This is a genomic window from Mycobacterium sp. NGS29, assembly GCF_059812965.1.
In genome coordinates, this window is record NZ_JCALDR010000002.1 from 127,948 (window position 1) to 150,282 (window position 22,335).

22 protein-coding genes are annotated in these 22,335 nt (G+C 66.3%); 12 read left to right on the forward strand and 10 right to left on the reverse strand.

Annotated features, from left to right (window positions below):
* Positions 1–33: 33 nt before the first annotated feature.
* The gene (locus AC5Y5Z_RS02980; protein WP_463825605.1) at positions 34–465 is read right to left on the reverse strand and encodes an MmpS family transport accessory protein; all 432 of its coding nucleotides are present in this window, start codon (positions 463–465) and stop codon (positions 34–36) included.
* Between the two features lie 263 nt (positions 466–728).
* Between AC5Y5Z_RS02980 and AC5Y5Z_RS02985 the strand changes: the two genes are divergently transcribed.
* The 3 genes from AC5Y5Z_RS02985 (at position 729) to AC5Y5Z_RS02995 (ending at position 5,005) form a co-directional block, all read left to right on the forward strand.
* Positions 729–1,415, forward strand: coding sequence for a TetR/AcrR family transcriptional regulator (locus AC5Y5Z_RS02985; RefSeq protein ID WP_463825607.1), 687 nt, complete (start codon positions 729–731; stop codon positions 1,413–1,415).
* A 138-nt stretch (positions 1,416–1,553) separates the two neighbouring features.
* Positions 1,554–2,078, forward strand: a complete 525-nt coding sequence (locus AC5Y5Z_RS02990) for an MmpS family transport accessory protein (RefSeq protein WP_463825608.1) — start codon at positions 1,554–1,556, stop codon at positions 2,076–2,078.
* Positions 2,075–5,005: an MMPL/RND family transporter gene (locus tag AC5Y5Z_RS02995; RefSeq protein ID WP_463825609.1), complete on the forward strand. Its 2,931-nt coding sequence runs from the start codon at positions 2,075–2,077 to the stop codon at positions 5,003–5,005. Before AC5Y5Z_RS02990 ends, AC5Y5Z_RS02995 begins: the two co-directional genes overlap by 4 nt.
* A 22-nt stretch (positions 5,006–5,027) precedes the next feature.
* Here the strand turns inward: AC5Y5Z_RS02995 and AC5Y5Z_RS03000 are convergent, their stop codons facing one another.
* The 5 genes from AC5Y5Z_RS03000 to AC5Y5Z_RS03020 all read right to left on the reverse strand — a co-directional run bounded on the left by AC5Y5Z_RS03000 (position 5,028) and on the right by AC5Y5Z_RS03020 (position 7,981).
* The gene (locus AC5Y5Z_RS03000) at positions 5,028–5,351 is read right to left on the reverse strand and encodes a hypothetical protein (protein WP_473139430.1); all 324 of its coding nucleotides are present in this window, start codon (positions 5,349–5,351) and stop codon (positions 5,028–5,030) included.
* A 277-nt stretch (positions 5,352–5,628) separates the two neighbouring features.
* Complete coding sequence (locus AC5Y5Z_RS03005; RefSeq protein ID WP_499923271.1) at positions 5,629–5,877, reverse strand: hypothetical protein; 249 nt, start codon at positions 5,875–5,877, stop codon at positions 5,629–5,631.
* 2 nt (positions 5,878–5,879) lie between these two features.
* Positions 5,880–6,329 (reverse strand): DUF5078 domain-containing protein, encoded by a 450-nt coding sequence (locus AC5Y5Z_RS03010; RefSeq protein WP_463825612.1) that lies wholly within the window; start codon positions 6,327–6,329, stop codon positions 5,880–5,882.
* A 65-nt stretch (positions 6,330–6,394) separates the two neighbouring features.
* Entirely contained in the window at positions 6,395–7,306 is a 912-nt protein-coding gene (locus tag AC5Y5Z_RS03015; protein WP_499923273.1) for a crotonase/enoyl-CoA hydratase family protein, read from the reverse strand.
* Between the two features lie 42 nt (positions 7,307–7,348).
* Entirely contained in the window at positions 7,349–7,981 is a 633-nt protein-coding gene (locus tag AC5Y5Z_RS03020; RefSeq protein ID WP_499923274.1) for a DedA family protein, read from the reverse strand.
* A 141-nt stretch (positions 7,982–8,122) separates the two neighbouring features.
* On the opposite strand from AC5Y5Z_RS03020, the gene AC5Y5Z_RS03025 reads away from it, so the two are divergent.
* The gene (locus AC5Y5Z_RS03025) at positions 8,123–9,481 is read left to right on the forward strand and encodes a DUF2254 family protein (protein ID WP_499923275.1); all 1,359 of its coding nucleotides are present in this window, start codon (positions 8,123–8,125) and stop codon (positions 9,479–9,481) included.
* On the opposite strand, the gene AC5Y5Z_RS03030 is transcribed toward AC5Y5Z_RS03025, so the two are convergent.
* Complete coding sequence (locus tag AC5Y5Z_RS03030; protein ID WP_499923277.1) at positions 9,482–11,548, reverse strand: prolyl oligopeptidase family serine peptidase; 2,067 nt, start codon at positions 11,546–11,548, stop codon at positions 9,482–9,484. It lies immediately after the preceding gene.
* A 63-nt stretch (positions 11,549–11,611) separates the two neighbouring features.
* Between AC5Y5Z_RS03030 and exaC the strand changes: the two genes are divergently transcribed.
* The 5 genes from exaC to AC5Y5Z_RS03055 all read left to right on the forward strand — a co-directional run bounded on the left by exaC (position 11,612) and on the right by AC5Y5Z_RS03055 (position 15,860).
* Positions 11,612–13,135 carry an acetaldehyde dehydrogenase ExaC gene (gene exaC, locus AC5Y5Z_RS03035; protein WP_499923278.1) on the forward strand — a complete coding sequence of 508 codons (1,524 nt, stop codon included), beginning with the start codon at positions 11,612–11,614 and terminating at the stop codon, positions 13,133–13,135.
* Between the two features lie 133 nt (positions 13,136–13,268).
* Positions 13,269–13,547, forward strand: coding sequence for a putative holin (locus tag AC5Y5Z_RS03040; RefSeq protein ID WP_463825618.1), 279 nt, complete (start codon positions 13,269–13,271; stop codon positions 13,545–13,547).
* Complete coding sequence (locus AC5Y5Z_RS03045) at positions 13,540–14,166, forward strand: hypothetical protein (protein ID WP_463825620.1); 627 nt, start codon at positions 13,540–13,542, stop codon at positions 14,164–14,166. The genes AC5Y5Z_RS03040 and AC5Y5Z_RS03045 overlap by 8 nt, the downstream gene beginning before the upstream one ends.
* A 9-nt stretch (positions 14,167–14,175) precedes the next feature.
* A complete protein-coding gene (gene lpdA, locus AC5Y5Z_RS03050; protein WP_463825621.1) occupies positions 14,176–15,573 on the forward strand; it encodes a dihydrolipoyl dehydrogenase in 1,398 nt (465 codons plus the stop codon).
* A gap of 5 nt (positions 15,574–15,578) precedes the next feature.
* Positions 15,579–15,860 (forward strand): hypothetical protein, encoded by a 282-nt coding sequence (locus AC5Y5Z_RS03055; RefSeq protein ID WP_463825622.1) that lies wholly within the window; start codon positions 15,579–15,581, stop codon positions 15,858–15,860.
* A 95-nt stretch (positions 15,861–15,955) separates the two neighbouring features.
* Here the strand turns inward: AC5Y5Z_RS03055 and AC5Y5Z_RS03060 are convergent, their stop codons facing one another.
* Both AC5Y5Z_RS03060 and ramB read right to left on the reverse strand, forming a co-directional pair.
* A complete protein-coding gene (locus AC5Y5Z_RS03060) occupies positions 15,956–16,522 on the reverse strand; it encodes a carboxymuconolactone decarboxylase family protein (RefSeq protein WP_463825623.1) in 567 nt (188 codons plus the stop codon).
* The gene (gene ramB / locus AC5Y5Z_RS03065; RefSeq protein ID WP_499923280.1) at positions 16,519–17,937 is read right to left on the reverse strand and encodes an acetate metabolism transcriptional regulator RamB; all 1,419 of its coding nucleotides are present in this window, start codon (positions 17,935–17,937) and stop codon (positions 16,519–16,521) included. The genes AC5Y5Z_RS03060 and ramB overlap by 4 nt, the downstream gene beginning before the upstream one ends.
* 143 nt (positions 17,938–18,080) lie before the next feature.
* Here ramB and AC5Y5Z_RS03070 point away from each other — a divergent pair, with 143 nt between their 5' ends.
* The 3 genes from AC5Y5Z_RS03070 (at position 18,081) to AC5Y5Z_RS03080 (ending at position 21,430) form a co-directional block, all read left to right on the forward strand.
* Complete coding sequence (locus AC5Y5Z_RS03070; RefSeq protein WP_463825625.1) at positions 18,081–18,875, forward strand: acyl-ACP thioesterase domain-containing protein; 795 nt, start codon at positions 18,081–18,083, stop codon at positions 18,873–18,875.
* A 280-nt stretch (positions 18,876–19,155) separates the two neighbouring features.
* On the forward strand, positions 19,156–20,442 hold the full coding sequence (gene aceA, locus AC5Y5Z_RS03075) for an isocitrate lyase (RefSeq protein WP_463825626.1): 1,287 nt from the start codon (positions 19,156–19,158) through the stop codon (positions 20,440–20,442).
* A 124-nt stretch (positions 20,443–20,566) separates the two neighbouring features.
* Entirely contained in the window at positions 20,567–21,430 is an 864-nt protein-coding gene (locus AC5Y5Z_RS03080; protein WP_463825627.1) for a 3-hydroxybutyryl-CoA dehydrogenase, read from the forward strand.
* A 1-nt stretch (position 21,431) separates the two neighbouring features.
* Here the strand turns inward: AC5Y5Z_RS03080 and pcaA are convergent, their stop codons facing one another.
* A complete protein-coding gene (gene pcaA, locus AC5Y5Z_RS03085; protein ID WP_463825628.1) occupies positions 21,432–22,295 on the reverse strand; it encodes a cyclopropane mycolic acid synthase PcaA in 864 nt (287 codons plus the stop codon).
* Positions 22,296–22,335: the final 40 nt, after the last annotated feature.

Genomic DNA, 22,335 nt, shown 5'->3' on the forward strand with positions numbered 1-22,335 from the left:
CCGGCGCCGGCGCGCCGGGGGCGTAGGTGGTGGTCACGCGGACTTGACCAGACAGAAGGTGAACGCGTTGACGCTGTTGCTGACCCGCTCGGCCTTAACCTCGTCGTCGATCAGGATGCGGCAGCCGATGCTGTCGCTATCGCCTTGTGCCGCAAGGTTGCCCACCATGGCCGCCTTGGTGGTGCTGATGTGCAGCGACCAGGGCAGCCGGGCATTCTCGACCCGTTGCGGATCGCTGTTGACGTCGAAGTAACTGATGTCCGCGACGGTACCCGGCGGACCGAACACCTCGTAAACGATGCGCTTGGGGTTGAACGGCTCGGGGTTCTTGAGGTTGCTGTCGGCGTAGGTTTCGCGCTTCTCCGAGCCGAAGTAACCGTGTACCCGGTAGACCACGAAGGCCCCCACCGCCACCACCACCAGCACGACCAGTGGAATCCACGCGCGCGACAGCAGTCTGAACATCGCAGATCCCCTTCACCCGTTGGTATGTGAATTTCGGCGACCGCGACCGGCGGCGGCCCACCGCCTCGACGCCGCATGTCCCGGGGCGGCCCTGTCGAGCGGAACTACTAAGCCTTGCCTAAGTAAATCACGGCGACGGACGGCACTGTCCACTCCTTCCCCTCGCGCACTGGATTGTAACGCATATCACGTGCGTAACAAGGCGGGTCCGATGCCTGCCACCTGCACAAATCACACTACGTGCGTTATGCAAATCACATGTCGTGCGTTATCCTCTGCCGGTGGCGCAACTCGCATTTCGGCGCGCCCGCACCGAGGAGAACAAGCGCCAACGGGCGGCGGCGCTGGTAGAGGCCGCGCGGTCGCTGGCCCTGGAAACCGGTGTCGCATCGGTGACATTGACCGCCGTGGCCAGCCGGGCCGGCATCCACTACTCCGCCGTGCGCCGCTATTTCACCTCACACAAAGAGGTATTGCTGCACCTGGCTGCGGAGGGATGGGTGCGGTGGTCGGGCACGGTGTGCGAGAACCTGGCCCAGCCCGGGGCAATGACGCCGGACCGGGTGGCCGAGACGCTGGCCAACGGACTGGCCGCCGACCCGCTGTTCTGCGACCTGCTGGCCAATCTGCACCTGCATCTCGAGCATGAGGTCGAGATCGAACGGGTCATCGAGATCCGGCGGACCATTTCGGCCGCCGCGATCGCCCTGGCCGACGCGATCGAACAGGCACTGCCGGCGCTCGGGCGTCCGGGGGCTTTCGACATCCTGATCGCCGCCTACTCGTTGGCCGCGGCGTTCTGGCAGATCGCCAACCCGCCGGCGAAGATCTCCGACGTCTACGCAGAGGAGCCCGAGGTGTTGCCGCCCGAATGGAACATCGACTTCGCCTCGGCGCTCACCCGGGTTCTCACCGCGACCTGCATCGGCACCCTCACGGGGTCCCGATGACGTCGTCGCTCGTATTGGCGAAGGCCACGGCCTCCATTAGGTTAGGGTACCTAAGTTGACTCTCAGGCTAATCAGTTGGCGGTTCTCGTATCGGTTAGGACAGCGCCCATGACGACGACCGAGCCAAGGACTGACCAGATGACGACCCCGGACTCCGTTCGCAACGAGAAGACGGCGACTCAGCGGCCGCCCAAGCGCCGACGTCTGGCCCGCCTCATCACCCGGTTCTGGCTCGTCCTCACCGTGCTGGCCGTCGTCGCCCTATCGGGCTTCGTCGTGCACCGGTTGCACGGCATCTTCGGCGTCCACAAGGGTTCGTTCGGCGGCGGCTCCTCCGGTGACGTCATCGACCAGTTCAACCCCAAGACGATCACCCTCGAGGTCTGGGGTGCACCGGGCAGCACCGCGACCATCAACTATCTCGACGAGAACTCCCACCCCCAGCAGGCGCTCAACGTGCCCCTACCTTGGAATACGGTATTGAAGTCGACCAAGCCCGGGATCCCGGCCAACTTGATAGCGCAGGGGACCGGCAGCTGGATCGCCTGCCGCTTCCTGGTGAACAACAACGACGGCCGCGGTGACGTCATCAAGGCGCCGAACCACTCGCCTCCCGAGCAGACGGTGAATGCGTTCGTCTACTGCCTGGACAAGTCCGCATGAGCGAGACCACCGAAGCGCCGCCGCGGGTCGAACAGCCGCTGATCCCGCCGTTCCTGCCGCGGATGATCCACCGGCTGGCGCTGCCGATCGTGCTGATCTGGTTGGGCATCGTGTTCGTGACCAACACCGTGGCCCCGCAGCTGGAGGTGGTCGCCAAGACCCACTCGGTGTCGATGAGTCCGACGGACGCAGCGTCCTTCCAATCGATGATGAAGGTCGGATCGAAGTTCAAAGAGTTCGACTCCGACAACTCGGCCATGATCCTGCTGGAGGGCGACAAGCCACTCGGGGCCGAGGCGCACCGCTACTACGACGACATCATCCGGCGCATCGAGCAGGACAAGAAACACGTTCAGCACGTCCAGGATTTCTGGAGCGATCCGCTGACGGCGGCAGGCTCCCAGAGCCACGACCAGAAGGCCGCGTACGTCCAGGTGTACCTCGCCGGCAACATGGGCGGCGGCCTGGCGAACGAGTCGGCCGAAGCCCTGCGCAAGATGGTGGACTCGGTGCCCGCGCCGCCGGGGATCAAGGCCTACGTCACCGGCGCGGGTCCGCTGTTCGCCGACCAGTCCCACGCCGGGGAAAAGGGCGTCATGGTCGTCACGCTCATCACCTTCGTGGTGATCATCGTGATGCTGCTGTGGGTCTACCGGTCGATAGCCACCGTCCTGATCATGCTGGCCATGGTCTTCATCGAGTTGGCCGCGGCCCGCGGTGTCGTCGCGACGCTGGGCAACTACGGGATCATGGGGCTGTCGACCTTCGCCAACAACATGCTGGTGTTGATGGCCATCGCCGCCGGTACGGACTACGCGATCTTCGTGGTGGGCCGCTATCAGGAGGCCCGTGGGCTGGGCGAGAGCCGCGAAGACGCGTTCTACACCATGTTCCACAGCACCGCGCACGTCGTGCTGGGGTCAGGACTGACCATCGCCGGCGCCATGTACTGCCTCAGCTTCTGCCGATTGCCCTATTTCCAGTCGCTGGGCGTGCCGTGCGCGGTCGGCATGCTGGTCGCGGTGTTGGCGGCGTTGACGCTGGGCCCGGCACTGCTGACCGTCGCGTCGTTCTTCAAGCTGATGGATCCGAAGCGGACGCTGCAGACCCGGGGCTGGCGTCGCATCGGCACCGCCGTCGTCCGTTGGCCCGCACCGGTTTTCGCGGTGACCATCGCGGTCGCGCTGGTCGGTCTGCTCGCGCTGCCCGGCTACCAGACGGACTACGACAACCGGCACTACCTGCCGGCGGACACGCCGGCCAACGTCGGGTACGCGGCCGCCGACCGGCACTTCGACCAGGCCCGGCTCAATCCTGAGCTGTTGATGATCGAGACCGACCACGATCTGCGTAATTCGGCCGATTTCCTGGTCCTGGACAAAGTCGCCAAGGCCGTCTTCCACATTCCCGGCATCGGCCGGGTGCAGACCATCACCCGGCCGCTGGGCACGCCGCTGGACCACAGCACCCTCGGATTTCAGATGGGTGCGCAAGCCGCCAGCCGCCTGCAGACCCAGCACTATCAGGACGAGCAGGCGAAAAACCTGCTGAACCAGGCCGACGAGCTGCGCAAGACGATGGCGACCCTGCACGAGCAGATGCAGGTCACCCAGGACCTCAGCAACACCACGCACGAGACCACCAAGCTCACCAAAGAAACCGTGAAGATCACCGAAGCGTTGCGCGACGACATCGCCACTTTCGACGATTTCTTCCGGCCGATTCGCAGCTACTTCTACTGGGAGAAGCACTGCTACGACATTCCGATCTGCTGGGCGCTACGGTCCATCTTCAATGCGCTGGACGGGATCGACCAGGTGGCGCAGAACATCCTGAGCCTCAGCGCCAACCTGGACCGGCTGGATGCGATCCAGCCCAAGCTGGTGGAGCTGATCCCGCCGCAGATCGAGAGCCAGCAACGCAATCTCGACACCATCATGTCGAACTACGCGACCACCATGGGTCTCAATCAGCAGGCGAGGGCGCAGGCCGACAACGCCACCGCCCAGGGCGATGCGTTCGACCGGGCCAAGAACGACGACACGTTCTATCTGCCGCCGGAGGCGTTCCAGAGCCCCGACTTCGCGCGGGGACTCAAACAGTTCATCTCGCCGGACGGGCATGCGGTCCGGTTGATCATTTCCCACGAGGGCGACCCGGCGACCCCGGAAGGCATCCGCCACATCGAGCCGATCAAGCAGGCCGTGCACGAGGCGATCAAGGGCACGCCCTGGGAGGGCGCCAAGGTTTACCTCGGCGGTACCGCCGCGACGTTCAAGGATATGCACGACGGGTCCAACATCGATCTGCTGATCGCGGCAATCGCCGCGGCCACCCTGATCTTCATCATCATGCTGGTGATCACCCGAAGCGTCGTGGCGGCCATTGTGATCGTCGGCACGGTGTTGCTGTCGCTGGGCGCCTCGTTCGGACTCTCGGTGCTCTTGTGGCAGTACATCCTCGGCGTCAAGTTGCACTGGATGGTGCTGGCGATGGCGGTGATCCTGCTGCTGGCGGTCGGCTCGGACTACAACCTGTTGCTGATATCGCGGTTGAAGGAAGAGATCCATGCCGGGCTCAAGACAGGGACGATCCGCGCGATGGCCGGTTCGGGCTCCGTCGTGACCTCGGCGGGTCTGGTCTTCGCCGCGACGATGGCGACGTTTGCCTTCAGCCCGTTGAAAGTCATGGCTCAGGTGGGTACGACGATCGCGCTCGGTCTGTTGTTCGACACGTTGATCGTGCGGTCGTTCATGACGCCGTCCGTGGCCACCCTGCTCGGGCGCTGGTTCTGGTGGCCGCAACATGTGCGCCCCCGCCCGGCCAGCACCATGCTGCGCCCGTACGGACCGCGTCGCGCGGTGCGCCAGCTGATCCTCAACGACGTCGACGAACACCCGCCGGGCGGGCTGGTCAAGAAACGCTGAATACGCCCGGGCGCCGCCGCGCCTACAGGGCGGCGACGTCGCGCATGATGTCGCGCAACTCGGACACCGGGGCGCCGCAGGTCAGGCAGTAGGTGCCGGACGTGCGCGCGAGCTGGCCGACCTGGACCAGCACCTCGGCCTCAGCGTGCCACAGGCAGGCGATGCACAGGATTTCGACGATATTGCCGAACGGGTCGACCTGCGGATGGTTGCATTCGTCCACCGCGTGCCGGTGCACAACGTAGCTGGCCCGGTTGGTGCACCCGGAGTCGGACTGACAGGTGATCGTTTGCCAGTCCAGGGCCGCGAGCGTGCCAGGGATCCCGTTGCCAGTCGTTTGGCTCATGATGACCTCCAGCTCCCGTACCACAGTTGCATCCGTCGTTTGCACGTATTGCGGAAATTGGCTGGGCCGGAGTGTCCATTATGGGTACCTTCAACCCGTCCGGGCAAGGGTCGGCCGCATGTGATTATCCGCGTTCCCTTAGTTATGGCACCCTAAGAAAACCGTACTTTTCTGACCACTTCGATTCTTCCCGCTGGTCAGAGGTTCGAAACATCCGCCAATCGGTCACCGACAGGATGAATTCCGGGTCCCCCGATCGGGGGACAACGCCGTGAAGCTAGGGTCCGGTTGTCGGGTCGATCACGCAGAACGCCACACACATCGCCGACGCGGGAATGGACACCCACTGCAGTTGTCCGTCTGCCTGCCGCTGGCAGTAGATGGGACCGGGTTTTCCCCACACTTTGGCGCCCTCCGGCGAGCACGCTTTGCCCAGATCGCTGTCGGCGTGCGCCGGGGCACTCCCGACGAGGAGGGCGACCGGAACGGCCGCCGCCGATACCGCGAGCGCGACGAGTTTGCGCACCGCTATCCGGCCCAGTTCCAGACGGACATGTCGCCACGCGGGTACTGGTTGCAGATTTCAGTGCCCTTGGCGACGACACCCTTGTTGTTGAAGAAGATCTTCATGTGATTGACCCAGGCGAAGGTCAGCGGGTCGCCGTTGTAGAAGTTCTCCGAGTAGTCCCGGCGCTCCGCCGGCGACAGCGAGTAGAACCAGTGCGCCTTGTTGATCGTCGCTTCCTGGAGGTTCGCATGGTTGTTGAAGTCGATCATGTACCGCTGGTAGTACACCGGGCTGGTGTCGCGGACCGCCGCCAGGTACTGCTCGGCGTCACAGGTGGTCGCGATCTGCCGGCGCGGGATCGGGAAGTCTTCGGTGGAGTCGGCGGACGCGGTCGCAGGGGACACCGCGGCGGCCACGCCGAGAAGTAGCGCCAAGGCGCCGGTGCGGAGGCTGTTACTGAGCCGAGACATATTGATTACCGTAGCACTTCCAGGAGGCCGACGGGATGCCGGGAGAGAATCTGTAGCTCATCTCACTACCCACTGCGATCAGGAATTATCACGTGTGAGGGATCGGGCCGCAGCTCGGGCGGCGCCTGGCTGTAGTCGCCGAACGGGCCGTCTCTGCGCTCGACGGCGCTGCGCACCCCCTGCGCCTGTGCCGTCCGGATGAAGTCCAGTGCATCCGGGGTGTTCCGCATCAATCCGTCGAGAATGCCGCCCAGCAACTGGGTGGACGCCAGGCCCATGTTCTCGTAAGCCTGGTTGACGATCAGCTTCTGCGCCCGCAGCTGCGAGAGCGGGATCTGCGCCAGTTCCGCGGCGATCTCGGCGACCCGCGCCTCCAGTCGCTCGAACGGCACCGCCTCGTTGATCAGCTCCACGTCGGCGGCTTGGACACCCGTCAGCGGCCGGCCCGTCAACGAATGCCACTTCACTTTCGCCAGGCTCAGCCGGTACAGCCACATGCCGGTCAGGTACGCGCCCCACATCCGGCTGTACGGGGTGCCGATCACCGCGTCCTCGCTGGCGATGACCAGGTCAGCGCACAACGCGTAATCGCTGGCACCACCGACACACCAGCCGTGCACCTGCGCGATCACCGGTTTCGAGGCGCGCCAGATCGCCATGAATTTCTGCGTGGGGCCGGTCTCGCGGGCGCTGACCATCGCGAAATCCTTGCCCGGGTCCCACTGGCCATCGGTCATCATCGCCTCGCCCCAGTGCTGAAAACCGCCGCCGAAGTCGTAGCCGCCGGAGAACGCGCGGCCGGCACCGCGTAGCACGATGACCTTGACGTCCTGGTCGCGTTCGGCCAGGCCGATTGCGGTCTCGATCTCGTCCGGCATGGGCGGGACGATGGTGTTGAGCTGCTCCGGACGGTTCAGCGTGATCGTGGCCACCGGACCGGCGGTGGAGTACAGCAGCGTCTGGAACTCGGGTGTCATAGCGCGAAGCGAAGCCGGTGCCGGTCGCCGATGTCAAGAACCTCAGCATTCGGCAGCGGCGCGGGCCCGGCGCCGCAGCGCCCACCCGATCACCGCCGCGATGCACAGCACCCCGGCCGCCACCAGCAGGTATTTCTCGTACGGCTGGAAGTACTCGTAGAGCGCTGCGATGTGGTTGCCGGCCAGGTATCCGGCCAGCACCCAGATCGCCACCCACACCGCAGAGCCGACCGCGTTGTAGCCCATATAGCGCCGCCACGGCATGCGGGCCAGCCCCGCGACGATGCCACTGGCCTGGCGCAGCCCGTCGACGAACCGGCCGAGCGGCACCACAATGGGGCCGCGCTTTTCGAAGAAGCGCTCGGTCTTGGCCAGCCGCTCGTCGGTCAGGAACACATAGCGCCCGAACCGCAGCACCAGCTCACGTCCCCCGAACCGCCCGATGGCGTATCCGGCGTTGTCGCCGACGACGGCGGCCAGGAATCCCGCGACCATGACCAGGGCCACGTGCAGGTGGCCGGCACCGGCGTACATGCCGGCCGTGATCAGGATGATCTGACCGGGCAGGGGGATGCCCACGCCCTCCAGCCCGACCAGCACGATCACCGCCGCGTACCCGAACTTGTCCAACGTGGGGCCGAGCGACTCGAAGACACCCGGCAGCTGCGATGACATGACTTCCAGGGTGCCCAAAGAGCCGCGGTGTTAGACGTGTGGCGGTAGAGGCGAACCTCACGATGCCTGGTTCACCGGGCCGTCGACCGGGTACCAGCCACAAGCAGGATGTCCGCGCTCGGACAGGGGTGACTAGGACTTATGCGCCGTAATTCGAACAACGCCCGGCCCCGGCGGGAGAGCGGGGTGCGCCGGGCGCTGCATGAATTCCTCGGCGTGCCGCTGGCCATCATCGCCGGCTTCATCGTGCTGGCGATCCTCAACAGCGTCCTGGACGGTAACGAGGTGAGCTGGCTGCAACCGGCAAAACACCTGCTGGCCAAAGTGGCACCGCCGCAGGAGAACCAGTCGATGCTGCGCACGGTGGCGCCCGGGATGCTCACCTTGATGACGATCACGTTCGTCCTGTTGCTCACCCTGGTGCAGCGGATGTCCGACGTCTTCACCTGGGTGGTGGTGGAACAGTTTCTCAGCCGTCGGGTGAATCAGACCTTCTTCGGCTACTTCGCCGGCCTGTCGGCGTACTACGTCGTGGTACTGACGCTGGTGGACCCGCAACAGGCCGTGTTCAGCACCGTCGCGGCGCTGATACTCAGCGTGCTGGCCCTGATGGGGCTGGTGGTGTTCGGCTACCTGGTGCTCGACCAACTGCGGCCGCCGTCGGTGGTGGAGCGCATCGTGCAGGTCACCATCGCCACCCGCGCCCACCAGCTGTACTGGCTGCGCAGGGTGCGGTCGCAACCGCTGCTCGCGCACCTGCCCGGCCGCACCGTCCGCTCCGGCTGCACCGGATACCTGGTCGACATCGACCTGGACCTGCTCGACCGCGCCCTGCAGTCCGCCCAGGGACCGGCCGAGATCGAGTTCAACGCCAAGCTGGGATCGCACATGGTCACCGGGACCGACCTGGCGACGGTGCGTGCCGCGCGGGACGACGAGCGCGAGCGGCTGGCCGATGTCGTCTTGGACGCCCTGTGCTGCGGCCGGGAGCGCCAGCTCACCCGGGAGCCCTCCTACGGGGTGCACCAGCTGTCCAGCATGGGATGGGGCGCGGCCACCCAGCGGGACTCCGAGGCGGCCCTGGTGACGGTGGACGGGCTGCATGCGCTGCTGGCCCACTGGGCGCAGGAGGAAACCCCCGGCCCGAAGGGCGACGACCTGGCGGTGGTGTACCGGTACGACACGATCTGCGAGGTGTTGAAGGCGTTGTCGAGCGTCGCGGCCGCCGCCATCGTGGGCGGTCAGCATCAGACGTGCGCCCAGGTGCTCAACGTCTACGCCAAGGCGCTACCGACGCTGTCCGCCAAGCACCAGCGCACCGCGGCCCAGCATGTGCGCAACACGCTGACGACCGTCGCGCAGCACCCGCGCACCGCGGAACTCGAGCATGCCCTGAGCGAACTGGGCCGGGCGCTCGGCGACAACGGGCACGGCGAGGTCGCGGCAGAACTGAAGCGCATCGAGGCGGACCTGGACAACCGGGTGCCCGAGCACCGCTGATCAACCCAGCATCCGCCACAGAAACGAGTAGGTCAGCGCCGACTTGAACGCGAGTTGCTCGTTGTCGGCCGCCCCGCCGTGCCCGCCCTCGATGTTCTCGTAGTACCAGACCGGGTGACCGGCGGCCTCCAGGGCGGCGGTCATCTTGCGGGCGTGTCCGGGGTGCACCCGGTCGTCGCGAGTCGAGGTGGTCAACAGGATCGGCGGATAGCTCCGGTCGGCCGAAATTTTCTGGTACGGCGAATACTCGGAGATGAACGCCCAGTCGTCCGGGTTGTCCGGGTCCCCGTATTCGGCCACCCACGAGGCGCCGGCCAGCAGCAGGTGATAGCGCTTCATGTCCAGCAACGGCACGTTGCAGACCAGCGCACCGAACTTCTCCGGGTACTTGGTCAACATGATCCCCATCAGCAACCCGCCGTTGCTGCCGCCCTGGGCACCGAGCTGGCCGACGGTGGTGATGTCACGGCGCACCAGATCGTCGGCGACCGCCGCGAAATCCTCGGCCACTTTGTGTCGCCCCTCGCGCATCGCCTGGGTGTGCCAGCCGGGGCCGTACTCGCCGCCGCCGCGGATGTTCGCCAGCACGTAGGTTCCGCCGCGGGCCAACCACAACCGGCCCAGTACGCCGCTGTAGCCCGGCGTGTTGGCCGTCTCGAAACCGCCGTAGCCGTACAGCAGCGTCGGGCCGGGGCCGTCGATCCCGGCGGGTCGCACCAGGAAGTAGGGGATGGCCGTCCCGTCCGCAGAGGTCGCGAAATGCTGTGTCACCGTGAGGTTTTCCGCGTCGAAGAAGGCCGGCGCGGATTTGATCGGTTCGAGTTCGGCGGGGCCGGTGCCGCGCAACAGCCGCGATGGTGCGGTGAACCCGCTGGAATCCAGAAAGAATTCGGCGCCGGTGTCGTCGGCCGCCACGACCACGGTATTGGTCGAGTCGGGGATGCCCGTGATCGGTTCGCGCTGCCAGCTGCCCGGTGACGATCGCAAGGGCGGCGACGCCGGGCGCGGCGGGTCGTCACGCGAGGGTGGTGTCACCATCTCGACGCGGCTGGCGACGTCGGCCAGCGTGACGATCAGCAGCCGGTCCCTGGTCCATGCGTAGTGGTACAGGCAGGTGTGCTCGTCGGGCTCGAACACCACACTCAGATCCCTGGTACCGGCGAGGAACTCGTCGTACCTGGCGGCCAGCAGCGACCCGGCCCGGTAGGTGGTGTCGCCGACCGTCCAGTCACTGCGCAGGTCGATCAGCAGCCATTCGCGGTGCACCGACATGCTGCTGGCGTCGCTGGGCACCTCGATGGGCAGCAGCTCGGCGCCGCGCAGCTCGTATCGCTGCCGGTTCCAGAAGTCCAGGGAGCGACCGACGAAGGTGCGCACGAAGCCGGGGGTGCGGTCGGTGGATCCGCCGACGCTGACATCGGTGCGTTCGCCCTCGAACAGGGTCTCCGCCTCCGTCAACGGGGTACCGCGCCGCCACCGCTTGACGATGCGCGGGTAGCCGGATTCGGTCATCGAGTCCGGACCGAAGTCGGTGCCCACCAGGACGGTGTCCGGATCTGCCCAGTCGATCTGCGACTTGGCTTCGGGCAGCTCGAACCCGCCGGTGACGAATTCGCGGGTCAGCATGTCGAATTCGCGCACGATCACCGCGTCCGAACCGCCCGGGGACAGGCTGACCAGCGCGCGGGTGAGTTCGGGCTCGATCACGTTGGCCCCGGCCCACACCCAGTTCCGACCGTCCGCGCGGCCCAGTTCGTCGACGTCGATAAGCACGTCCCAGTCGGGTGCGTCGGTGCGGTAGCTGTCCAGCGTGGTGCGCCGCCACAGCCCCCGGGGATTGGCGGCATCGCGCCAGAAGTCGTAGAGGTATTCGCCGCGCCGGCGCACATAGGGGATGCGCGCGTCGGTGTCGAGCACCTCCAGCGCCTCGGCGCGCATCGTCTCGAAGTCGCCGGTGCAGTATTCGGCCGTGGTGGGCTCGTTGCGCGCGCGTACCCAGTCCAGCGCCTCCTCGCCGGTGACGTCTTCCAGCCACAGGTAGGGGTCGTCGGGAGCTTCAGCTGACATGAACCCATTGTGGTCCCGGCGGTACTGTGAGCTGTATTACACGAACTGATGAGGAGCCGAGAAATGCCTGTCTTCGCACGCCCGGGTTCCGCAGATGCGGTGATGACCTTCGAGTCCCGGTACGGAAACTTCATCGGCGGTGAGTGGGTCGCGCCCGCGTCCGGCCGTTATTTCGAGAACCCGACGCCGGTGACCGGCCAGTCGTTCTGCGAGATCCCCCGCTCCGACGAGGCCGACATCGAGAAGGCACTGGACGCCGCGCATGCCGCGGCGCCGGGCTGGGGCAAGACCGCGCCCGCCGAGCGGGCCGCGATCCTGAACAAGATCGCCGACCGCATCGACGCGAACACCAAGGCGCTGGCGGTGGCCGAGGTATGGGACAACGGCAAACCGGTCCGGGAGACACTGGCCGCCGACATCCCGCTGGCCGCCGACCACTTCCGCTACTTCGCGGCAGCCATCCGTGCCCAGGAAGGCGCGCTGTCCCAGATCGACGAGGACACCGTCGCCTACCACTTCCACGAGCCGCTCGGGGTGGTCGGGCAGATCATCCCGTGGAACTTCCCGATCCTGATGGGCGCCTGGAAGTTGGCGCCCGCGCTGGCCGCCGGCAACGCGATCGTGCTCAAGCCCGCCGAGCAGACCCCGGCCTCGATCCTGTACCTGATGTCGCTGATCGGCGACCTGCTGCCACCCGGCGTGGTCAACGTCGTCAACGGCTTCGGCGCCGAAGCCGGTAAGCCGCTGGCCTCCAGCAACCGGATCGCCAAGGTCGCATTCACCGGCGAGACCAGCACCGGGCGACTGATCATGCAGTACGCCAGCCAGAACCTGATCCCGGTCACCCTGGAACTCGGCGGCAAGAGTCCCAACATCTTCTTCAACGACGTGATGGCCGCCAACGACGACTTCCAGGACAAGGCGCTGGAAGGCTTCACCATGTTCGCTCTCAACCAGGGCGAGGTGTGCACCTGCCCGTCGCGCAGTCTGATCCAGTCCGCGATCCACGACGAGTTCCTCGAACTCGCGGCGATCCGCACCAAGGCCGTCCGGCAGGGTGACCCGCTGGACTCCGAGACCATGATCGGATCCCAGGCCTCCAACGACCAGCTCGAAAAAATCCTGTCCTACATCGAGATCGGCAAGGGCGAAGGCGCGAAAGTCATCACCGGCGGGGAGCGCGCCGAGTTGGGCGGTGACCTGGCCGGCGGCTTCTACGTGCAGCCGACCATCGTCACCGGCAACAACAAGATGCGGGTGTTCCAGGAGGAGATCTTTGGCCCGGTGGTCGCGGTGACCCCGTTCGACAGCTACCAGGAGGCGATGGACATCGCCAACGACACCCTGTACGGCCTGGGCGCGGGGGTGTGGAGCCGCGACGGCAACACCGCCTACCGGGCCGGGCGCGAGATCAAGGCCGGACGAGTGTGGGTGAACTGCTATCACGTGTATCCACCGCACTCGGCTTTCGGCGGCTACAAGCAGTCCGGGTTCGGCCGCGAAGGCCACAAGATGGCGCTCGAGCACTACCAGCAGACCAAGAACATGCTGGTCTCCTACTCCGACAAGGCGCTCGGCTTCTTCTGATCGCGGCCCCGCCGGGGCGCGGAAACCGCACTGCGGCAACGGGACCGGCGGTCGATTCGTGGTCATGTTGTGACCGGCAACGCGCCGCGAACGTGCCCGGCCCGGCAGCGCTGACTCAGTAAGGTCGTACAGCGTGATTCCCCTTCCGCGTGCGTGGCTGCTGGCCAGCGCCATGCTCGTCGGGTGCGTGGCCGGGCAACTGCTCGCGGTGGCAGCGCGTCTGCTGGTGGACACCCGGATGCGTCCCGATGTGGTGATCGCGCTGGTGGTGGGGGTGCCCAGCGTGCTCGGCCTGTCGTTGATCCTGGTCTCCGGGCGGCGCTGGGTGACCATGCTCGGTGCCGCGGTCCTCGCGCTGGCCCCCGGCTGGTTCGGGATGCTGGTCGCCCTGCAGGTGGTGTCGGGTGCCTGACAAGAAGGTCGACGAGGAGTCGAGCCCGGGCACCGAACCGTTCGTGCCGGATTTCGACACCGGTGCGCAGCCCCCGGTGCCCGAATACGATGCCGGCGAGCCGTCGGTGCCGTTCGTGCCGGACTTCGACACCGACTCCCAGCCGTTCCTGCCCCTGGCCGGGTTGCAGCAGCTGGAGAAGAAGTCCGTGCAGCCCGCGGCGGACGTCCCGGAACCGGACGATTCCGCACCGGACAGCGCGGAACCGGACACCTCGGCCGAGCCGCCCGGACCGGTGACCGTCCCGGGCCGGTATCTGTACCTGAAGTGGTGGAAGTTCGCGCTGGTGCTGTTCGGCGTGTGGTTCGTCGCCGCGGTGTTCGGGCTCAGCCTGTACTACTGGTGGTACCACGACCTGGACAAGACGCCGTCGGTCTTCGTGGTGTTCGGGTACGTCGCCACCTGCACCGTGGCGGGGCTGATTCTGGCGATGGTGGAAGCCAGGCCACTGATCGCGGCGCTGGCGATCGCGGTGATGTCGGCGCCGTTCGCCTCGGTCGCCGCCGCGGCGCCGCTCTACGGCTACTTCTACTGCGAACGTGTCGCCACGCCCTGCCTGATGAACGTTGTGCCCTACTAGGGTGGGCTCGTGACTTCTCACTATGACGTCGTCGTCCTTGGAGCCGGCCCCGGTGGATACGTAGCGGCCATTCGCGCAGCACAGCTCGGGCTGAAAACCGCGATCGTGGAACCGAAATACTGGGGCGGGGTGTGTCTGAACGTCGGATGTATCCCGTCCAAAGCGCTGCTGCGCAACGCCGAACTCGCCCACATCTTCACCAAAGAAGCCAAGGTGTTCGGCATCAGCGGCGAGGCGACCTTCGACTTCGGGGTGGCCTATGACCGCAGCCGCAAGGTGGCCGAGGGCCGGGTGGCCGGTGTGCACTTCCTGATGAAGAAGAACAAGATCACCGAGATCCACGGCTACGGCAAGTTCACTGACGCCAACACCATCTCGGTGGACCTCAACGACGGCGGCACCGAAGAGGTCACCTTCGACAACGCCATCATCGCCACCGGCGCCAGCACCCGCCTGGTGCCCGGCACCTCGCTGTCGGAGAACGTGGTGACCTACGAGAAGCTCATCCTGACCCGCGAGCTGCCCGCGTCGATCGTGATCGCCGGCGCCGGCGCCATCGGCATGGAATTCGGATACGTGTTGAAGAACTACGGCGTGGACGTCACCATCGTGGAGTTCCTGCCCCGCGCGCTGCCCAATGAGGACGCCGACTGCTCCAAGGAGATCGAGAAACAGTTCAAGAAGCTCGGCGTCAAGATCCTCACCGGTACCAAGGTCGAGTCCATCACCGACGACGGCGACGAGGTCACGGTCAGTATCAGCAAGGACGGCAAGTCCGACGAACTGAAGGCCGAAAAGGTGTTGCAGGCCATCGGGTTCGCCCCCAACGTCGAGGGCTACGGGCTGGACAAGGCCGGCGTGGAACTGACCGACCGCAAGGCGATCGGCATCACCGACTACATGCAGACCTCCACGTCGCACATCTATGCCATCGGCGACGTCACCGGCAAGCTGCAGTTGGCCCACGTCGCCGAGGCGCAGGGCGTGGTGGCGGCCGAGACCATCGGCGGCGCGGAGACGCTGGCCCTCGGCGACTACCGGATGATGCCGCGCGCCACGTTCTGTCAGCCCAACGTCGCCAGCTTCGGCCTCACCGAAGAGCAGGCCCGCGACGAAGGCTACGACGTGGTGGTGGCCAAGTTCCCGTTCACCGCCAACGCCAAGGCGCACGGGGTGGGCGACCCGAGCGGCTTCGTCAAACTCATCGCCGACGGCAAGTACGGCGAGCTGATCGGCGGCCACCTGGTCGGTCACGACGTGTCCGAGCTGCTGCCCGAGCTGACGCTGGCGCAGAAGTGGGACCTGACCGCGACCGAGCTGGCCCGTAACGTGCACACCCACCCGACCATGTCCGAGGCCCTGCAGGAATGCTTCCACGGGCTCATCGGTCACATGATCAACTTCTGAGCAGCATGCGAACCACGACCGCCGAGACGGTAGTCGGGACGATCGGCGGGCTGGTCGTCGGCTACGTCCTGTGGCTGGCCGCCATCACCGTCGGTGACGACGTCACCACGGTGCGCAACTGGAGTCAGTTGGTGCTGTTGGGCGCGGTCGCCCTGGCGGTCGGCGCGGCGCTGGGCGGCCTGCTGATGCGCTGGCGCCGCAGACCCGGCTGGTCGGCGTTCGCGTTCGCGGTGCCGGTGCTGCCGGTGGTGCTGAGCCTGGCCGTGCTGGCCAACCTGTACCTGTAGCTCCCGCACCGGCGCCGCCGAGCGTCACGCCAGAGTGGCTGTCGGCGCCGAGCGTCACGCCAGAGTGACGCCCCGGGGCGAGCGCGCGGCCAATGTCAGCGCGGGTTGTCCAGCGGGATCCCCAGCGCGGTGATCGTGGCCGCCAATCCGTCGTATTGCGTTGCCAGCAGGCAGAATTCGATCAACCGGGCCCGGTTCAGGTGGGACGCCAGCTGCTGCCAGGTCTCGGTGCTGATGGTGCGGTCCTTGATCAGCTCGTCGGTGGCGCGCAGCAACGCCTGCTGCCGCGTGCTGAGCACCGCGCGGGGCCCGTCGCCGTCCGGGGACTCCGGCCAGGCGAAGATCGCGGCCTGCGCCAGGGCGTCCAGCCCCGCCGTGCGGGCCATCCCACGATGGTGCTGCAGCTCGTACTCGCAGGACCGCAGGTGCGCGACCCGCAAGATGACCAGTTCGGAGTCGATCGCCGGGAGTCGGCCGCGCATCAGACGTCCGGAATAGATCGCCCACAGCCAGAACAGCGTCTGCCGGGAACCCAGGGTGGTGAACAGGTGCATCTCGGGCGCGCGCACCTTGCGCGCAGCCAGCTTGGCGATCACCCAGTTGATCGGACCCAGTTGGCGCAACCGGCCGGGCGGGATGCGCACCACCTGGTCGCCGGTCATGCCTGCTGCACCAGGTACGGCGACACGGTGCTGCGGTGCTCGTCGATGTCGAGTGCGCGGCCGAGCGCGGGGAACGCCCGCTGGGGACAGTTGTCGCGTTCGCAGACCCGGCAGCCCGCGCCGATCGGAGTGGAGACGTCCCCGGACAAATCGAGTCCTTCCGAATAGACGAGCCGGTGCGCGTGGCGGAGCTCGCAACCCAGCCCGATCGCAAAGGTCTTACCGGGCTGACCATATCGGGCCGCGCGCCGCTCAACGGTGCGGGCCACCCACATGTAGTTGCGGCCGTCGGGCATCTGGGCGACCTGCACCAGGATCTTGCCGGGGTTCGCGAACGTTTCGTAGACGTTCCACAGCGGGCACGTCCCGCCGCTGGAGGAAAAGTGAAAACCCGTGGCGGACTGGCGTTTCGACATATTGCCGGCGCGGTCGACCCGGACGAAGGACAGTGGTACGCCGCGCATCGACGGCCGTTGCAGCGTGGAGAGCCGGTGCGCGATGGTTTCGTAGCTGACCAGGTAGAAGGCCGACAGCCGTTCGACGTCGTAGCGGAAATTCTCGGCGACATCGTGGAACTGGCGGTAGGGCAGCACCGTGGCGGCGGCGAAGTAGTTGGCCAGTCCGAGCCGGGCCAGCGTGCGCGACTCGGCGCTGGTGAACTTGCCCTCTTCGACCAGGCCGTCGATCAGGTCGCCGAACTCGAGGTAGGCCAGCTCGGCGGCCATCTTGAACACCTGCTGGCCGGCGGCCAGGTGGTTGCTGATCTCCAGCGTCTTGGCCGCGGGGTCGTAGCGGTGCAGCACGTTCTCGCCGAGGTCGATGCGCCGGGTGATGCGCACCCCGTGCACCTCGGTGAGCCGGCGGGTCAGTTCGCGGGCCAGATCGCCGTGGTGCATCCGCATCTGGACGGTCAGGTCTTCGGCGGCGGTGTCCAGCGCGTGCAGGTAGTTCTGACGTTGGTAGAAGTAGTCGCGCACCTCTTCGTGCGGCATGGTGATGGACCCGCTGCCGCTGCTGCCGTCGAAGTAGCGGTCCTCGGTGGCGGCGGCCAGTTGCGCGGTGGTGAGCCGGTAGCGACGGTGCAGATTGACCACTGCGCGGGCCAGGCTCGGGTGCGCGTTCACCATCTCGGCGATCTCGGTGGGGTCGACGTCGATGTCCAGATCGCGGTCCAGGGTGACTTCGCGCAGCTCGGCGACCAACCGGGTGGCGTCCTGGGAGGCGAAGAAGGTGGCGTCCACCCCGAACAACTCGGTGATCCGCAGCAGCACGGCCACCGTCAGCGGGCGCACGTCGTGCTCGATCTGGTTGAGGTAGCTGGGCGAGATGTCCAGCATCTGGGCCAGTGCGGCCTGGCTGAATCCGCGCTCGTTGCGGAGCTGGCGGACCCGGGCGCCGACGAACGTCTTGGACACTCCAGGAGCCTACGCTTGTTGCTAAGACTCAGTTAGCAGAGTTGGCAGGTTGGTGTTTCGGGCCGGCCATTGGCATGATTCGCATCGGCCTTCCTGGGTAAACCCGGGGGCACCGAGTGAAAATGGGGACGGGGAGCAGCACCGTGAGCCTTGACAAGAAGTTAATGCCGGTTCCGGACGGGCACCCTGACGTCTTCGACCGCGAGTGGCCGTTGCGGGTCGGCGACATCGACCGGACCGGCCGGCTGCGGCTGGACGCGGCCTGTCGGCACATTCAGGACATCGGCCAGGACCAGCTGCGCGAGATGGGTTTCGAGGAGACGCACCCGCTGTGGATCGTGCGGCGCACCATGGTCGACCTGATCCGGCCCATCGAGTTCGGCGACATGCTGCGGTGTCGGCGCTGGTGCTCGGGAACATCCAACCGCTGGTGCGAGATGCGGGTGCGCATCGACGGCCGCAAGGGCGGGCTGATCGAGTCGGAGGCGTTCTGGATCCACGTCAATAAGGAAACCGAGATGCCGGCGCGGATCGCCGACGACTTCCTGGCCGGACTGCACAAAACCACGTCGGTGGATCGGCTGCGGTGGAAGGGCTACCTGAAGCCCGGCGGCCGGGACGACGCGGCGGAAATCCATGAGTTTCCGGTGCGGGTGACCGACATCGACTTGTTCGACCACATGAACAACTCCGTGTACTGGAGCGTGGTCGAGGATTACCTGGCCTCCCACACCGACCTGCTGGACGGCCCGCTTCGGGTCACCATCGAACACGAGGCGCCGGTCGCGCTGGGCGACAAGCTGGAGATCATTTCGCACGTCCACCCGGCCGGATCGACCGACAAGTTCGGGCCGGACCTGGTCGACCGGGCTGTTACAACGCTCACATATGCGGTCGGCGACGAGACGAAGGCCGTCGCGGCGCTGTTCGCTCTCTAACAGGACAAGCGTTCTGTTAAATTAGTGTTGACCTGCGGTTCTTGTTACCGGGCGGTAGCTTCTGAACCGGTTCAGAAAATTTGCGGCTTCGCAAGATTTGCAAAATGACCGCAGGTCATAGCCGAAATTGGCAAGTGAAATGGGTAGACCAGCAGGAATGCCCTGTGCCAAGGTCGTGTTAGCACAGCAGTGAAGATGGAAGTCGAACCCGAAGCTTCCGGCTGGGTGGCAAGCAGCCACCAGCAATTCAGTAGTGAGTGAACCGTTAAGGAGCTGTCCAATGTCTGTCGTTGGAACCCCCAAGAGCGCTGAGCAGATCCAGCACGACTGGGACCACAACCCCCGCTGGAAGGGCGTCAACCGCACCTACACGCCGCAGGACGTCGTCGCGCTGCAGGGCCACGTCGTCGAGGAGCACACCCTGGCCCGCCGCGGCGCCGAGGTGCTCTGGGAGCAGCTGCACGAGATGGACTTCGTCAACGCGCTGGGCGCGCTGACCGGAAACATGGCCGTCCAGCAGGTGCGCGCCGGCCTCAAGGCGATCTACCTGTCCGGCTGGCAGGTCGCCGGTGACGCCAACCTCTCCGGGCACACCTACCCCGACCAGAGCCTCTACCCGGCCAACTCGGTGCCGCAGGTGGTGCGTCGCATCAACAACGCGCTGCTGCGCGCCGACGAGATCGCCAAGGTCGAGAACGACCGCTCGGTGGACAACTGGCTGGCCCCGATCGTCGCCGACGGCGAGGCCGGCTTCGGTGGTGCGCTCAACGTCTACGAGCTGCAGAAGGCCATGATCGCCGCCGGTGTCGCCGGGTCGCACTGGGAAGACCAGCTGGCCTCGGAGAAGAAGTGCGGCCACCTCGGTGGCAAGGTGCTGATCCCGACTCAGCAGCACATCCGCACCCTGACCTCCGCCCGCCTGGCCGCGGACGTCGCCGGTGTCCCGACGGTCGTCATCGCCCGTACCGACGCCGAGGCCGCCACCCTGATCACCTCCGACGTCGACGAGCGGGACCGCCCCTTCATCACCGGTGAGCGCACCAACGAGGGCTTCTACCGGGTCAAGAACGGTCTCGAGCCGTGCATCGCCCGGGCCAAGGCCTACGCGCCGTACGCCGACCTGATCTGGATGGAGACCGGTACTCCGGACCTGGCGCTGGCCAAGCGGTTCGCCGAGGGCGTCAAGGCCGAGTTCCCCGACCAGATGCTGGCCTACAACTGCTCGCCGTCGTTCAACTGGCGCAAGCACCTCGACGACGCGACGATCGCGAAGTTCCAGAAGGAACTCGGTGCGATGGGCTTCAAGTTCCAGTTCATCACGCTGGCCGGATTCCACGCGCTGAACTACTCGATGTTCGATCTGGCCCACGGCTACGCCCGCAACCAGATGACCGCGTACGTCGAGCTGCAGGAGCGCGAGTTCGCCGCCGAGGAGCGTGGGTACACCGCCACCAAGCACCAGCGCGAGGTCGGTGCCGGCTACTTCGACCGGATCGCCACCACGGTGGACCCCACTTCGTCGACGACGGCGCTGGCCGGCTCGACCGAAGAGGGCCAGTTTCACTGAGGATGAGGCCAGTGCGGAGCCGGGCGACCCCCGGTTCGCGCTGAAGTAGCATAGGCCCCGCCCGGCAACCCTGGGCGGGGCCTATTGCGGTGCAGGACAATTCGGGCGATCAGTGGAGAAGACAGTGAGCGATGCAGCAATCCAGCGGGTAGGTGTGGTCGGGGCCGGGCAGATGGGCGCCGGTATCGCCGAGGTGTCGGTTCGTGCGGGTGTCGCCGTCACCGTGTTCGAGACCACCGAGGCGCTGATCACCGCGGGCCGTAACCGCATCACCAAGTCGCTGGAACGGGGTGTGAGCGCCGGCAAGGTCACCGAACGCGAGCGCGACCGCGCACTGGGGCTGTTGACGTTCACCACCGACCTGGGCGACCTGGCCGACCGGCAGCTGGTCATCGAGGCCGTCATCGAGGACGAGACGGTGAAGGCCAAGATCTTCGCCGAGCTGGACCGCGTGATCACCGACCCCGAGGCGGTGCTGGCGTCCAACACCTCCAGCATCCCGATCATGAAGATCGCCGCGGCCACGCAGAACCCGCAGCGGGTGCTGGGCCTGCACTTCTTCAACCCGGTCCCGGTGCTGCCGCTGGTGGAGCTGGTGAGCACCCTGGTGACCGACGAGGCCGCCGCCGCCCGCACCGAGGAGTTCGCCGGCGCCGTGCTGGGCAAGCAGGTGGTGCGCTGCTCGGACCGCTCCGGCTTCGTGGTGAACGCCCTGCTGGTGCCCTACCTGTTGTCGGCGATCCGGATGGTGGAGGCGGGCTTCGCCACCGTCGAGGACGTCGACAAGGCCGTCGTCGCGGGGTTGTCCCATCCGATGGGGCCGCTGCGGCTCTCCGACCTCGTCGGCCTGGACACCCTCAAGCTGATCGCGGACAAGCTCTACGAGGAGTTCAAAGAGCCGCACTACGGACCGCCGCCGCTGCTGCTGCGGATGGTGGAAGCCGGCCTGCTGGGCAAGAAATCCGGCAAGGGCTTCTACACCTACTGAGCTACTTCTGCAGGGTGAACTGGTCGACGTCGGTGTAGCCCTGGCGGAACAGCTTCGCGCAGCCGGTCAGGTACTTCATGTAGCGGTTGTAGACCTTCTCCGACTGGATCGCGATGGCCCGCTCGCGCTGGGCCTCGAGCGCGGTCGCCCAGATCTCCAGCGTCCTGGCGTAGTGCAGTTGCAGCGACTGAATGCGCTTCATCGTGAAGCCCGCGGCCGCCGCCTGCTCCTCGACCACCGGAACCGTGGGCAGGTCGCCGCCCGGGAAGATCTCGGCCAGGATGAACTGGCTGAAGTGCACGATCTCGCGGGTCAGCGGCAGGCCCTTGGCCCGGGCCTCGCGCATCGTCGGGCGCACGATCGTGTGCAGCAACATGCTGCCGTCGCTGGGCAGCACCTCGTGCGCCATCTTGAAGAACCGCTTGTAGCGGTGGCGGCCGAAGTGCTCGAACGCGCCGATCGAAACGATGCGGTCGACGGGTTCGTGGAACTTCTCCCAGCCCTCCAGCAACACCCGCCGGGACCGGGACGTGTCCAGCTCGTCGAACTTCTGCTGGACGTGGGCGGCCTGGTTCTCGGACAACGTCAAGCCCACGACGTTGACGTCGTATTTTTCGATGGCGCGTCGCATCGTGGCGCCCCAGCCGCAGCCGATGTCTAGCAACGTCATTCCCGGCTCGAGGTTCAGCTTGCCCAAGGCCAGGTCGATCTTGGCGAGCTGGGCCTCTTCCAGCGTCATGTCGTCGCGCTCGAAGTAGGCGCAACTGTAGGTCTTCGTGGGGTCGAGGAAGAGCCGGAAGAAATCATCGGAGAGGTCGTAGTGCGCTTGCACGTTGCCGAAATGCGGCGTGAGCTGCACGGCCATACGATGTCTGCCTTTCTTTTATCGGAGCGAAAGCCTGCAC